Raw genomic sequence first — 14,153 nt, 5'->3', positions numbered from 1 at the left:
CTCATTCACGCCTGAAAGCAGGATCAGGCGTTCAGATCGACGTCCTTGCCTTCCTTGACCAGCAGGAAGCCCAGCACGACCGTCGCCAGCGCCACGACGATCGGATACCAGAGGCCGAAGTAGATGTTGCCGGTCGCCGCCACCATGGCGAAGGCCGTGGTGGGCAGGAAGCCGCCGAACCAGCCGTTGCCGATGTGATAGGGCAGCGACATGGAGGTGTAGCGGATATTGGTCGGGAACATCTCCACCAGGGCGGCGGCGATCGGCCCGTAGACCATAGTCACATAGAACCCGAGGATGAACAGGATCAGCACCACCATCGGCTTGTTGACCAGGGCGCTGTCCGCCTTGGCGGGATAGCCGGCGGCGGCCAGGGCTTCGCCCAGACCGGCGTCCCAGGTCTTCTTCTGGGCGGCGAAGTCGGCCGGGACCATGGCCTCGCCTCGGAAGCTGTGGATCACCGACTGGTCGCCGATACGAACCTCGGCCACCGTCCCGGCAGGCGCCGCGACGTTGGTGTAGGTCACGCCCGCCTTGGCCAGATAGGACTTGGCCAGGTCGCAGGAGTGGTTGAACACCGTCTTGCCGACCGGATCGAACTGAAGGTTGCAGTCCGCCGGATCGGCGTAGACCACGACCGGCGCCGAGGCGGCGGCGGCGGCCAGGCGCGGATTGGCGGCCTGCGTCAGGGCGTTGAACAGCGGGAAATAGGTCAGGGCGGCGATCAGGCAGCCGGCCAGGATGATCGGTTTTCTGCCCACCTTGTCCGACAGCCAGCCCCAGAAGACGAAGAAGGGCGAGGCCGCCAGAAGGGCGATGGCCAGAAGGACATAGACCAGGGTCGCATCCACCCGCAGCACCCGCTCCAGGAAGAACAGGGCGTAGAACTGGCCGGTGTACCAGATGACGGCCTGGCCAGCGGTCAGGCCGACCAGGGCGATCAGGACCAGTTTCAGGTTCGGCCATTTGCCGAAGCTGTCCTTCAGCGGGGTCTTGGAGCCCTTGCCCTCGGCCTTCATGCGGTTGAACGACGGGCTTTCGGCCAGCTTCAGGCGGATCCAGAGGGACACGCCCAGCAGCAGGATCGAGACTAGGAACGGAATGCGCCAGCCCCAGGCGGCGAAGGCTTCCTCGCCGACCGCGAAGCGGACGCCCAGGATGACCGCAAGGCTGAGGACCAGGCCGGCCGTGGCCGTGATCTGGATGAAGGAGGTGTAGAAGCCGCGCTTGCCCTGCGGGGCGTGCTCGGCGACGTAGGTGGCGGCGCCGCCGTATTCGCCGCCCAGGGCCAGGCCCTGGATCAGGCGCATCAGCACCAGGATGATCGGCGCTGCGATGCCGATGACCGCATAGGGCGGCAGCAGGCCGACGACGAAGGTCGAAAGCCCCATCAGAAGCATGGTCACCAGGAAGGTGTTCTTGCGTCCCCAAAGGTCGCCCAGCCGACCGAAGACGATGGCGCCGAAGGGCCGCACAGCAAAGCCGGCCGCGAACGCCATCAGGGCGAAGATGTAGCCCGTGGTCTCGTTCACGCCCGAGAAGAACTGGACCGTGATGATCGCCGCCAGCGATCCGTAAAGATAGAAGTCGTACCACTCGATGACGGTGCCGACCGATGAGGCGAGGATGACCAGACGATCGCTGCGATCGACGGTGTGTTCCTTCCCCCCGGACGCAATTGGTGCGTCGCTCGCCATATTCATTTCCTCCCAAGTCGCCGTTGTCGGCCGTTCTGCGCGTCCCTATCGGACACGTGGACGGCGACATTGGCGCAGGGAGGCGCGGCTGGAGAGAGCGACTTTGGTCGAGGATCGTCGGTCGCCAAGGCGGCCTTGGGGTCGAGGATCGGCGGTCCTCAAGGCCGCGCAGAGCGCGGATCAGTAGGCGTTGATGCGGCTCAGCAGCACCGGCACGGTGCGCCACATGATCTTCAGGTCGTCGCGGAAGGACCAGCCGGCGGCGTAGGCCAGGTCGGCCTCGACACGTCGCGCCATGCAGTCCAGGCGCCGGATCTCGCCGCGCAAACCCAGCGTCTGGGCCACGCCGGTGAGGCCTGGCCTCACGGCGAACCGCTCGACATAGCGGGGCAGAAGCGCGCCATAATGCAGGTCGTGGACCAGGGCGTGCGGCCGGGGGCCGACCAAAGACATGTCGCCCCGGATCACGTTCATCAGCTGCGGCAGTTCGTCTAGGCTGGCGGCCCGAATGACGGCGCCGACGCGGGTCACGCGGCGGTCGCCCAGGACGGCGTGAACGACGGCGTCGCCGTCTTCGGCCACCGTCATGCTGCGGAACTTCAGGATGGTGAAGACCTGACCGCTGCGGCCGGTGCGGCGCTGCCGGAACAGCACGGGGCCCGGGCTCTCGATCACGATCGCCAGGGCGATCAGGACCAGGACCGGCGCCAGCAGCACCAGGGCCGCGCCGGCGAGGAGCAGGTCCGCCGCGCGCTTGCAGGCCGCCGAGCCGCGTCCGCGGCGAAACGCTGGTGACCAGGCGCGGGCCGATCCGTCCATCATCGGCCACAGTCCCGGCGCGCGCGGGAGGTAGGGACGGGGCAGGCTGTCGAACATCTCGGCCTTGTCCATCATGGGTTCAGCCGTCGATGGAAATGACGGGGCCCAGCGCGGGCTGGCCGACGCCGCGCCGCGCGCTACGACGCTTCAGCCAGGCGCGGATCCGTGTCTGCATCGGATTGTCGATGGCGAAGTGGAAGGCGAAGGCGAAGGCGACGGCCGCCATCACGCCCATACCCCACAGGCTCCACTGGGCGGCTGTCGACAGGGCGAACTTGGCGGCCAGCACATTGACCACGCCGAACCAGGCGATGCGGACCACCTCATTGGTGATGAACATGGAGAAGGAGACCATGGCCGCCGTCTCCACCAGTTTGGAGGGCTTGCGAACGGGCACGGCGCCGGCGGCCAGGATGACGACGGAGATCAATGTCAGGGCGATCAGAGCATGCTTGTCGTGAAGCTCGAGGGCGAAGAAGCCGGCGGCGGCGATCACGCCGGCCCAGCCGGCCAGACGCGGGGCGATCCAGACCTTCTGGGCGAACCAGGCCAGGCACATGCCCAGGAAGAACAGCGGCAGGGCGCGCACGATGCCGAAGCCCATCGGCATCTGATAGACGGGATAGTCGACGATCCACCAGCACAGCTGGTTGGCGGCCAGATAGACGCCCACGCCCAGCGCCAGGGCGGACCAGGGGCCCAGCCGCATCAGGCCGCGAATGATCCAGGGGAAGGCCAGATAGCAGCCGATCAGGGCCGAGATCGACCAGGTCGGGGCGTTCCAGCCCAGGCCGCCGTGAACGCCATAGGATTGCAACAGCAGCAGCTGCGCCGGCAGTTGGTCCCAGGCGAACCATTCGGGATTGCGGGGCGGGGCGCCGGCGGCGGTGGCCAGCAGGACCAGGCCCACCAGCGACAGGCCCATGATCAGGTGGGCGGGGACGACGCGCAGGAACCGCTTCAGGAAGAAGTCGCCTGGCGACATCCGGCCCTTGTCCACCGCCGCGCCATAAACCCGCATCAGCACATAGCCGCTGTCGATCAGGAAGAAGTTGGTCAGCAGGAAGCCGCCGCGCTCGAAGATCGGATTGAGCACGTCCGCCAGCGGCGCAGGGCCCGCCGCCTGGAAGTGATGCAGGATGATGAGGAAGGCCACGATGAAACGCAGCGCATCCAGCCAGCCGCCTCGCGCGATCTGGGCTGTCTCATTCCGGGTCGAAAACAGGCTCCACGGCATCGAAAACGCCTCCTATGACCTTCGGGTCGCAAGAGGCGGGCCGGGAATGCGGCGAAATCAGCCCCGGACGAGGCGCAGGAATTCCTCGCGGGTGCGGGGGTCGTCACGGACCACGCCGATCAGGTGGCTGGTCGACAGGCTGGCGCCCGGCGCATTGACGCCGCGCAGGGTCATGCAGCTGTGCTCGGCCTCGATGACCACGCCGACGCCGTGGGGGCGCAGCACGGTCTGGATGGCCTCGGCGATCTCGGAGGTCATCTTCTCCTGGATCTGCAGGCGCCGCGCGAAGCCGCGCACCACGCGGGCCAGTTTGGAGATGCCGACGACGCGGTCAGTCGGCAGATAGGCGACGTGGGCCTTGCCCACGACCGGCAGCATGTGGTGCTCGCAGAAGCTGACGAAACGGATGTCCTTGAGCACCACCAGCTGGTCGTAGCCGCCCGTCTCCTCGAAGGTCTTCTCCAGATAGGAGAGGGGATCGACCTCATAGCCGGAGAACAGTTCGCGATAGCTGCGCGCGACCCGGGCCGGCGTCTCCAGCAGACCTTCGCGGTCGGGGTTGTCCCCCGCCCATTCGATCAGGGTGCGGACGGCGGCTTCGGCGTCGGCCTGGGAAATCTTGGATGCGGGGGCGTCGGTCATGGCGGCCTACATAGCGGGGCGGTTCAAGGAATGGGAGGGCTTCTCCCGCCATTTACGAAGCGGCGCCGTATTCAGACCCTGTCGGCGAAAAAGAGAGTCTGAATAGTGCAGATCGTCTGAAATCGGCCGATCCACACGCCCCCTCTGGACCGGATCGGAGATTGGGACGCAGGCGGTGGAATGCAAGACGGCGAGGGCGGGTCGGAGCATTCGACCCGCGGTCCGTGAAAAGAATCTGCGCCGCGTCGGGCCTGTAACCTTATCCATTTCCGCGCGTTACGGCTCAGCTGGAAGGGCAGAGAGGGCCTTATGACGGACGTCGAGACCAAGGACAATGAGGCCGCGTTCGGGATTGCCGGGCTGGACAACATCCTGGCCGGAGGGTTGGAGCGCGATCGCCTGTTCCTGCTGGAAGGCAATCCGGGCACCGGCAAGACGACGGCCGCGATGCGCTTTCTGATGACGGGCGCGGCGGCCGGCGAGACGACGCTGTACATCACCTTGTCCGAAACCGAGGAAGAGCTGCGGGCGACGGCGAGATCGCACGGTTGGTCGCTTGAAGGCATCAACCTTTTCGAACTGGTGCCGCCGGAGAGCCTGCTGGACGAACAGCAGCAGCAGAGCCTGCTCTATTCGTCGGATCTGGAGCTGGGCGAGACTAGCCGGATGATCCTGGAGGCGGTCGAACGCCTGCAGCCGCAGCGGGTGGTGATCGACAGCCTTTCGGAAATCCGCCTGCTGGCCCAGGGGTCGCTGCGCTATCGCCGTCAGGTGCTGGCGCTAAAGCACTATTTCGCCAAGCGCGGCGTGACGGTGCTGCTGCTGGACGATCTGACCACCGACGCCAACGACAAGACAGTCCACAGCGTGACGCACGGCGTCATCCAATTGCAGGAGCTGGCGCCCGAATACGGGGCCGAACGCCGGCGCGTGCGGGTGATGAAATATCGCGGGCGTCGATTCCGCGGCGGATACCACGACTTCACCATCAAGACCGGCGGGCTGGAGGTCTATCCCCGCATCGTCGCGTCCGAACATCGCACCCGGTTCAAGCGCGAGCCGATGTCGAGCGGAGTTCCAGCGCTGGACGCCCTGTTGGGCGGCGGCATCGCGCGCGGGTCCAGCGCCCTGATCCTGGGGCCGGCGGGCACGGGCAAGTCGTTGTTCGCGGTCAACTTCGCGGTGGCGGCGATCCGGCGCGGCGAGAAGGCCGCCCTGTTCATCTTCGACGAGGAGCTGGGGTTGCTGTTCGACCGGATGCGCCAGATCGGCATCGATCTGGAGGCCATGCAGGACGACGGCGCCCTGATCGTCGAACAGGTGGACGCCGCAGAGCTGTCGCCTGGCGAGTTCGCGGCCCGCGTTCGTCACTGCGTTTCGGAACAGGACATTAAGACCGTCGTGATCGACAGTCTGAACGGCTATCAGGCGGCCATGCCGCAGGAGCAGTTCCTGGTGCTGCACATCCATGAGCTGCTGCAGTATCTGAACCGCCAGGGCGCCTCGACCTATCTGACGGTGGCCCAGCATGGACTGGTCGGCGACATGAAGGCGCCGGTCGATGTCACCTATCTGGCCGATACGGTGATCCTGCTGCGCTATTTCGAGGCGGCAGGGAATGTCCGCCGGGCCGTGTCCGTCATCAAAAAGCGCGCCGGCGGCCATGAGAAGACCATCCGCGAGTTTGACGTGGGTCCTGACGGCCTCGTCTTCGGCGATCCGCTTGTCGGCTTTCAGGGCGTGCTGCGCGGAGTGCCCAACTTCGTCGGTCATGGCGCGGGCCTGATGGGCGACCCCTCTGCATGAGCCGCGGTGGAGAGTTATCGGAACGCGCCTTGATCCTGGCGCCTGCGGGGCGCGACGCCGCCGTGGCCGCCGCCATCCTGAAGGAGGCGGGAACAGCCGCCCTGGTGTGCGACGCCCTGGACAGCCTGCTCGAACGCCTGGCCGAGGGGGCGGGACTGGCGGTGATCGTGGAGGAGGCGTTGACCTATGGCGACCTCGCCCCCCTGTCGGCCTGGATCGAGGCCCAGCCGTCGTGGTCGGACTTTCCGTTCCTGGTGCTGAACCGGCGCGGCGGCAGCGTCGAACGCAACCCGATGGCGCGCCGGCTGTCGGTCACCCTGGGCAACGTCAGCTTTCTGGAGCGGCCCTTTCATCCGACCACCCTGGTCAGCGCGGTCGATACGGCGCTGAGAGGCCGCAAGCGCCAGTATGAGGCGCGAGAGCGGATCGCGGAGATCCAGCGCGCGGAAAGCCTGCTGGAACGCCGGGTCGTCGAACGCACCGCCCAGCTGGAAGCGGCCAATCGCGAGCTGGCCGCGCAGATCGCCGAGCGAGAGAAGGCCGAAATCGCCCTGAGGCAGGCGCAGCGGCTGGAGGCCGTCGGTCAGCTGACCAGCGGGGTGGCCCACGACTTCAACAATCTGCTGACCGTGGTGCTGGGCAATGTCGATCAGTTGAGGAAGAACGAGAGCGACCCGAAGGTCCTTAGGCGGTTGGACATGATGCGTGAGGCCTCGCAAAGGGGGGCGCGGCTGACGGCCCAGATGCTGGCCTTCTCGCGTCGGCAGAAGCTGGAGCCGCGCGCCGTGGATCTGAACGAGACGGTGCGAAGCATGGGCGACATGTTGCAGAGCGCCATCGGCGGCAGCGTGCAAATCGAACCCCCGCACCTGGCGTCCGACCTGTGGCCGGCCATGATCGACCCGACCCAGATCGAACTGGTGATCCTGAACCTGGCCATCAATGCGCGCGACGCCATGGACGTCGGCGGGTCGCTGACCATCAGCACGGAGAACGCCTCGATCCGGGCGCCCCGGCAGCGCGAGGATCTTCCGGCCGGCGACTATGTGGTGGTGTCGGTCAGCGACACGGGCTCGGGCATGACCGAGGAGGTGTTGTCGCGGGCGTTCGAGCCCTTCTTCACCACCAAGGAGGTCGGCAAGGGGTCGGGCCTGGGTCTGAGCCAGGTGTTCGGCCTGGCCAAACAGTCGGGCGGCGGCGTCAGCATCGACACCCAGGTGGGTCGAGGCACCACGATCCGCATCTTCCTGCCGCGCGCTAAGGCGACGCCGACGCTGGAGCGCGAGCCCAGCGGCGAACTGTTCGCGGCGCGCGACGCGGGTCTGGTCGTGCTGGTCGTCGATGACGACGAGGCGGTGCGCAACGTCACGGCGGGCTTTCTGAGCGACCTGGGCTATGACGTCATCGAGGCGGACAGCGGCGGCGCGGCGCTGGAGACGCTGGAGCGGCACGCCAAGATCGACGCCGTGGTGCTGGACTTCGCCATGCCGGGCATGAACGGCGGCGAACTGGCGCGCGAACTGAAGGTGCGCCGTCCCGACGCGCCGATTCTGTTCGCCACCGGATACGCCGACGCCGAGGCGCTAACGGACGTGGGCGAGGACCTGATCGTGCGCAAGCCGTTCACCCAGGCCGAACTGGCGCGCAAGCTGTCGCGGACCCTGGCGGCCGCCTGATTCGCTTCGGTGCCGGTGGTTAGCGGCCTGTTAACCATCCTCCCGGCATTTTCTGCCCAGTGATTTGCGGGAGCGTGGGCCGATGAACGGCGCGGAAGTTCTGGATATAGGGCGCGACGCCATCTGGCTGACGATCCAGCTGTGCCTGCCGGTGCTGCTGGTGGGGCTGGTGGTCGGCGTGGTGATCGGCCTGTTTCAGGCCCTGACGCAGATCCAGGAACAGACCCTGATCTATGCGCCCAAGATCATCGCCATCTTCGTGTCCCTGCTGCTGTTCCTGCCGCTGATGGGGTCTCTGCTGGGCGGCTTCATGCGTCAGATCGCGGCCCGCATCGCGGGAATGTAGGTGGAGGCTTACGCCACCGCCGATCAGGTCTGGGCCGGGGGGCTGATCTTCGCCCGGATCGCGGCGATCCTGATGCTGATCCCCGGCTTCGGCGAGGCCTATGTGCCGCCGCGCGTGCGGCTGTCGCTGGCCCTGGTCATCAGCCTGGCGCTGTGGCCCGTGGTGCGTGCCGCCCTGCCGGCCCTGCCCGACAGCCTGGGGCTGATGGTGGGATGGATCATCCGCGAGGTGGTGGTCGGCCTGATGATCGGCCTGTTGCTGCGGATGTTCATGACGGCCCTGTCGACGGCCGGCGAGATCGTCTCGCTGCAGACGACGCTCAGCTTCGCCCAGACCGCCAACCCGATGCAGGCCCAGCCGGGCACGACGATCGCCGCCTTCCTGACGTTGCTGGGGGTGACGTTGCTGTTCGCCACCGACACCCACCACCTGTTCATCGCCGGCATGGTGGGGTCCTACAAGCTGATCGCGCCGGCCCAGCCGCTGATGATGGCCGACTTCAGCCAGATGGCGGTGCGGACCCTGGGCGACAGCTTCATGCTGGGGGTGCAGTTGTCCGCGCCGGTGCTGGTCTTCGCCCTGATCTTCAACCTGGCCTCGGGACTGGTGGCGCGGGTCATGCCGTCCTTCCAGGTCTATTTCGCCGCCGCGCCGTTGAGCGTCATCCTGGGTCTGTCGATCTTCGCGCTCAGCCTGGGTGCGCTGGGGACCATCTTCATCGACCGCTACCGCCGCCTGGCGGAGTATTTCGTGTTCGGAGGCCCGAATGGCTGAAGGCGCGGATCCCGAGTCGAAAACCGAAGAGGCGACTCCGCGAAAGCTTGAGGACGCCCGAAAGAAGGGCGACGTCGCCAAGTCGCCGGACGTCGCCCAGGTGTTGTCGCTGGCGGGGGCGGCGGCGGTGATCCTGACGACCGGCGGCTGGTTCGCCTCGTCCATCGCCGAACAGATGCTGCCCTTCATCGCCGCCCCGCACGAGATGCTGGGGGTGCTGAACTCCGGCGCCGGCAACCAGATCATGGCCCGCGCGGTCTGGGCCATCGCCCCCTTCCTGGGGGCGGTGATGCTGGCGACCATCCTGGGCGGGGCGGGGGGCAATCTGATCCAGTCCGGCCTGATCTTCACGGGCGAGAAGCTGAAGCCGAAATGGTCGGCGGTCAGCCCGCTTCAGGGGTTCAAGCGCATCTTCGGCCCCGACGGCCTGGCACAGTTCGTCAAGACGCTGCTGAAGCTGGTCGCCGTCTGCGTGGTCTGCTGGATGGTGCTGAAGCCGCATGTGCGCGAGTTCGAGAACATGGTGGCGATCAGCCCGCTGGCGATCCTGCCGCTGGCGCGCGACATGGCGATCGCGCTGTTCGCCGCCTCGATCATCCTGCTGGGGGCCACGGCCGGGGCCGACTTCATCTGGCAGAAGATGCGCTTCGCCAAGCGGATGCGGATGACGAAGGAAGAGCTGAAGGAAGACTACAAACAGTCCGAGGGCGACCCGCACGTCAAGGCCAAGCTGAAGCAGATCCGCATGCAGCGCAGCCGCCAGCGGATGATGGCGAACGTGCCCAATGCGACCGTGATCGTCACCAACCCGACCCACTATTCGGTCGCGCTTCGCTATGAGCCCGATCAGGGCGACGGAGCGCCGATCTGCGTGGCCAAGGGGGTTGATGCGCTGGCGCTGCGCATCCGGGAGGTGGCGACCGAACACGGGGTGCCGATCATCGAGAACGTGCCGCTGGCGCGCGCCCTGTACGCCACCGTCGAGGTGGACGAGGTCATTCCGCGCGAGCATTTCGACGCCGCCGCCAAGATCATCGGCTTCGTCTTCCAGTCGCGCAAGCGCCGGTAAGAGTGCGTCAGGATTTGAGCGTATGATCAGACCACTGATTCGCGAGGCTGCATGACGCCCACACGACGCCCTTCGTTCGATCTTCTGTCGGCCGTGATGGCGTTCGGCGTGGTGGCGGCGATCGCCGCCCTGGCCTATCCGGCGTTTCGCGCCAACCCGACCTCGGCGCCGGGGCTGATGCTGATCCTGACGGTGGGGGCGATCGCGCTGATCGGTCTGTTTGGCTTCCGCCGCGCGGCGAACGCCACCTCCGGGGGCGACGCGGTGGTCGAGGTGCTGGACGCCATGGCCGAGCCGGCCGCCCTGGTGTGGGACTCCGGCCAGATCCTGGCCTTCAACGGCGCCTGGGCCGAGGCCAACGGTTCGGTCACCGCCCTGCCGCGGGGCAAGTCGGCCCAGGCCCTGTACATGGCCTTCGCCCAGGCGCGGAAGGGCGAGCAGGGCCACGCCATCGTCATGATCGGCGCACGCGAGGTCGAGGTGGTGATCGGCCAGGTCGGGGAGGGCCGGTTCCTGATGCGCGCGGCGCCCGACGCGGTCCTGCCCCTCGCCGCCGCCCCGGTCCATGTCCCCGCCGCCGCGACCGGCGAGGCGCGCGCCATGGCCGCCGGCGCGCCGTTCGGCTCGGCCGTCATCGGGGGCGACGACCTGTTCGCCGGTCGGGCTGAGGACGCCAATCCGGCCCTCGCCGTACTGACCGGCCCGGCCGCCGCACGCGACGCCGCCTTCGGCCATCTGTTCGATCCCGCCGGCGTGGCCGAGGCGCAGCTGAAGCTGGACGCCGGGTCGTCGGGGCCGATCGAACTGGTCGCCCGCGCCTTCCCCGACAAGATGCTGCACCTGTATGTCGCGCCAGAGGGCGAGCGGCGGCGGGTGTGGCTGTTCGACGTCTCGTCGCAGAAGTCGATGGAGCTTCAGCTCAGCCAGGCCCAGAAGATGCAGGCCGTGGGCCAGCTGGCGGGCGGCGTGGCGCACGACTTCAACAATCTGCTGACCGCGATCCAGCTTCAGCTGTCGGGTCTGCTGGAGCGGCATCCCGTCGGCGATCCGTCATATGAGGGGCTGAACGAAATCCGCCAGACGGCCATTCGCGCCGCCGATCTGGTCAGGAAGCTGCTGGCCTTCTCGCGCAAGTCGACGGTGCGGCGCGAGCGGCTGGACCTGGGCGAGCTGGTCGGGGAGTTCGCCATACTGCTGCGACGCCTGCTACGCGAGGACGTGCGGCTGGAGACCGACTACGGCCGCGACCTGCCGGTGGTGCTGGCCGACAAGTCGCAGCTTGAGACGGCGGTGATGAACCTGGCCGTCAACGCCCGCGACGCCATGCGCGGGGTGGTCGAGCCGGGCGACGCCATCGTCACCATCGCCACCCGCCGCCTGACGGGCGACGAGGCGCGGGCGCTGGGCTGGGTCGATGCGCCGACCGAGGAGGTCGCCCTGATCGAGGTGTCGGACACCGGCCCTGGCGTGCCGCCCGAGCTGCTGGACAAGATCTTCGAACCCTTCTTCACCACCAAGGCGGTGAATGAGGGGACCGGCATGGGCCTGGCCACCGTCTATGGCATCGCCCAGCAGGCGGGCGGCCATATCACCGTCAGCAATATCGAGGGGCCCGACTCCAAGACAATGGGCGCCGCCTTCCGCATCTTCCTGCCGGCCGCAGGCGAGGCGGAGCTGGCCGAGGTTCAGCCGGTCGAGGTCAAGGTCAAGGCGCCGCGCGACCTTTCGGGCGCCGGCCGCATCCTGTTCGTCGAGGACGAGGACGCCGTGCGCGGCATCGCCGCCCGCCTGCTGCGCCAGCGCGGCTATGAGGTGATCGAGGCCGCCGACGGCGAGGAGGCCCTGTTGCTGGCCGAGGAGCATGCGGGCCAGATCGACATGATGATCTCCGACGTCATCATGCCGGGGCTGGACGGGCCGTCGTTGCTGAAGAAGGCGCGGCAGTATCTGGGCGATGCGCCGGTGATGTTCATCTCGGGCTATGCCGAGAGCGACTTCTCGGACCTGTTGCAGGACGAGGTCGGCGTGTCCTTCCTGCCCAAGCCGCTGGACATCAAGACCCTGGCGGAACGGGTGAAGCAGGAACTGCACGCGGCCTGACAAGGCCGCCGCGCAAAGGCCGTGTCAGGCGGCCCGGCGCAGGGCGGACGGCGCCTTCACATACAGGCCCCGGCGGCCGTTGACGGCGCGGAAGGCGACGGTCTCGCCCTCAAGATTTTCGTCGGCGCCCAGGAACAGGCAGCCGTCGTCGACCAGCCGGCGTTCCAGCCCATCTAGCAGGCGGGCGCGCCGCGACGGCTCCATGTCCGACAGCACGTTGCGGCAGAAGATGACGTCGAACCGGGCGTCGTCCGCCGGCTCGTCCAGCAGGTTGGCGCGGCCGAAGCGCACGGCGTCGGCCAGCTCCGCCTTGACGATCCACTGGTCCTCCATCGGCTCGAACCAGCGCAGCATGGTCCTGGCCGTCAGGCCGCGCTGGATTTCGAAACCGGTGTAGAGGCCCGAACGCGCCTTATCGATGGCGCGCGCCGACAGGTCGGTGGCGACCAGTTCGACCGTGGCGCCGACCTCCAGGCCGGCCATGGCGATGGACCAGGCCTCCTGGCCGGTCGAACAGCCTGCGGACCAGACCTTGATCCGTCCGTCCGGACGCGCCTTCGACAGGGCGGGCAGCAGTTCGTTTTCCAGGATGCGGAAGGGGGCGCGGTCGCGGCGGAACCAGGTCTCGGCGTTCAGCAGGGCCTCGATCACGGCCCAGCCCAGGGAGGCGACGGGATTGGACCACAGGTTCGACAACAGGGCCTCGACATTGGCGTAGCCTTCGCGACGTGCGATCGGACCCAGCCGGTGTTCGGCCAGGTGGATGCGATCCCGCGACAGCCGGTAGCCGGCGCGGGTGGCGAGAAGAGACTGCAGCTTGTCGAAGTCCTCCGGCGTCATGCGGCGATCGCTCCGACCTCCGTCAGCTTGGACTGCAGGATTTCGCCGTCGAACGGCTTCATCACATAGTCGTCGGCGCCGGCGGCCAGGGCCTCGGCGATGCGTTCGGGGCGGGTCTCGATGGTGCAGAACAGCACCTTGGGCGTCTGGCCCCCCGGCAGGGCGCGCAGGCGCCGCAGGAAGCTGATCCCGTCCATCACCGGCATGTTCCAGTCGACCAGAAGCACGTCCGGCATCACGCCGGTGCAATAGGCCAGGGCCTCGGCGCCGTCGGCGGCCTCATCGACCTCATAGCCCAGACCTTCGACGATGCGGCGCGCGACCTTGCGGATGATGCGGCTGTCGTCGACGATCAGGCAGGTTTGGAAATCCAAGGTCGACTCCTCATAGACGCGGCGGCTTTCGCCCGAGGCGCAGGGGCCTTGTATCCCAGATCCCAGTTAATGAGTCGTTTGGAAATCCGTCAGCTGGGCATTCGGGCGACCAGGGCGACTTTGCCGTCTTCAACCTTTACGTGCAAGGCCCCGCCCGCCTCGGTGACCGTCAGCCACAGCCAGTAGGGCTGAATCCACTGGCCGACCAGGCCCTCGGTCAGGCGCTCGCCCGCCAGGCCGACGACGGCCTCGGGCTTCAGACGGGCGCGGGCCCCCTCGGCGAAGCCTTCCAGATAGACCGCGCCGTTTTCGGTGCGGGACTGGATCACGGCGACGCCGCCCATCGGCAGGGCACCGACGGTCAGATAGGCCAGGTTGGCCAGGGCGCGGGCCTGGGGCTTTGAAAACTCACCCTCCGCGATCCGCCAGTCCAGCGAGGCGCGACCACCCTGGGTCATGCCGACGACCAGGGCCTCGATCTCGCGCGTGGTGAACCGTTCGCTGGTGGTGGCGGCGCCGAAGGCGACGCGGGCGAAATGCACCAGGGCGACCATCTTTCTGGCGCTCTGTTCGATCAGGGCCAGGGCGTCCTCGCGCATGTCCTGGGCGGTCGGATCGCGCATCAGATCCAGGCCCGAAACAATGGCGCCGGACGGGCTGATGAAGTCATGGCACAGCTTGGCCGCGACATAGGTGGCCAGTTCGGTCCCATCGACGGGAAGGTCGAGCGGAGCGGCGTCTGCGTCGTCGGTCGGGGTCATGGCGTCTGGAGC

13 protein-coding genes are annotated in these 14,153 nt (G+C 67.5%); 6 read left to right on the top strand and 7 right to left on the bottom strand.

Features of this window, described 5'->3' with window-relative positions; all coding sequences use genetic code 11:
- Positions 1–23 precede the first annotated feature (23 nt).
- From ACODSC_RS12210 to folE, 4 genes are all read right to left on the bottom strand, one after another.
- Positions 24–1,697, bottom strand: a complete 1,674-nt coding sequence (locus ACODSC_RS12210; protein ID WP_488814221.1) for an MFS transporter — start codon at positions 1,695–1,697, stop codon at positions 24–26.
- A 180-nt stretch (positions 1,698–1,877) separates the two neighbouring features.
- Positions 1,878–2,591, bottom strand: coding sequence for a sugar transferase (locus tag ACODSC_RS12205; RefSeq protein ID WP_488814220.1), 714 nt, complete (start codon positions 2,589–2,591; stop codon positions 1,878–1,880).
- 4 nt (positions 2,592–2,595) lie between these two features.
- Positions 2,596–3,753, bottom strand: a complete 1,158-nt coding sequence (locus tag ACODSC_RS12200; RefSeq protein ID WP_488814219.1) for an acyltransferase family protein — start codon at positions 3,751–3,753, stop codon at positions 2,596–2,598.
- Between the two features lie 57 nt (positions 3,754–3,810).
- Positions 3,811–4,395, bottom strand: a complete 585-nt coding sequence (gene folE / locus ACODSC_RS12195; protein ID WP_488814218.1) for a GTP cyclohydrolase I FolE — start codon at positions 4,393–4,395, stop codon at positions 3,811–3,813.
- A 309-nt stretch (positions 4,396–4,704) separates the two neighbouring features.
- Between folE and ACODSC_RS12190 the strand changes: the two genes are divergently transcribed.
- From ACODSC_RS12190 to cckA, 6 genes are all read left to right on the top strand, one after another.
- Positions 4,705–6,201, top strand: coding sequence for an ATPase domain-containing protein (locus tag ACODSC_RS12190; RefSeq protein ID WP_488814216.1), 1,497 nt, complete (start codon positions 4,705–4,707; stop codon positions 6,199–6,201).
- Positions 6,202–6,230: 29 nt separating this feature from the next.
- Positions 6,231–7,877, top strand: coding sequence for a response regulator (locus ACODSC_RS12185; RefSeq protein WP_488814215.1), 1,647 nt, complete (start codon positions 6,231–6,233; stop codon positions 7,875–7,877).
- Positions 7,878–7,959: 82 nt separating this feature from the next.
- Positions 7,960–8,223 carry a flagellar biosynthesis protein FliQ gene (fliQ, locus tag ACODSC_RS12180; RefSeq protein ID WP_488814214.1) on the top strand — a complete coding sequence of 88 codons (264 nt, stop codon included), beginning with the start codon at positions 7,960–7,962 and terminating at the stop codon, positions 8,221–8,223.
- Positions 8,224–8,997, top strand: a complete 774-nt coding sequence (fliR, locus tag ACODSC_RS12175; RefSeq protein WP_488814213.1) for a flagellar biosynthetic protein FliR — start codon at positions 8,224–8,226, stop codon at positions 8,995–8,997. It begins immediately after the preceding gene.
- On the top strand, positions 8,990–10,066 hold the full coding sequence (gene flhB / locus ACODSC_RS12170; protein WP_488814212.1) for a flagellar biosynthesis protein FlhB: 1,077 nt from the start codon (positions 8,990–8,992) through the stop codon (positions 10,064–10,066). Before fliR ends, flhB begins: the two co-directional genes overlap by 8 nt.
- A 51-nt stretch (positions 10,067–10,117) precedes the next feature.
- Entirely contained in the window at positions 10,118–12,166 is a 2,049-nt protein-coding gene (cckA, locus tag ACODSC_RS12165; RefSeq protein WP_488814211.1) for a cell cycle histidine kinase CckA, read from the top strand.
- A gap of 24 nt (positions 12,167–12,190) precedes the next feature.
- On the opposite strand, the gene ACODSC_RS12160 is transcribed toward cckA, so the two are convergent.
- From ACODSC_RS12160 to chpT, 3 genes are all read right to left on the bottom strand, one after another.
- Positions 12,191–13,006, bottom strand: a complete 816-nt coding sequence (locus ACODSC_RS12160; protein ID WP_488814209.1) for a CheR family methyltransferase — start codon at positions 13,004–13,006, stop codon at positions 12,191–12,193.
- Positions 13,003–13,380 (bottom strand): response regulator, encoded by a 378-nt coding sequence (locus ACODSC_RS12155; protein WP_488814208.1) that lies wholly within the window; start codon positions 13,378–13,380, stop codon positions 13,003–13,005. Before ACODSC_RS12155 ends, ACODSC_RS12160 begins: the two co-directional genes overlap by 4 nt.
- 89 nt (positions 13,381–13,469) lie before the next feature.
- The gene (gene chpT / locus ACODSC_RS12150) at positions 13,470–14,141 is read right to left on the bottom strand and encodes a histidine phosphotransferase ChpT (protein WP_488814207.1); all 672 of its coding nucleotides are present in this window, start codon (positions 14,139–14,141) and stop codon (positions 13,470–13,472) included.
- Positions 14,142–14,153 lie beyond the last annotated feature (12 nt).

The sequence above is a fragment of the Brevundimonas sp. FG128 genome (assembly GCF_057809775.1).
Note: the sequence above shows the minus strand (reverse complement) of the source record. Positions and strands in the feature narration are given on the sequence as shown.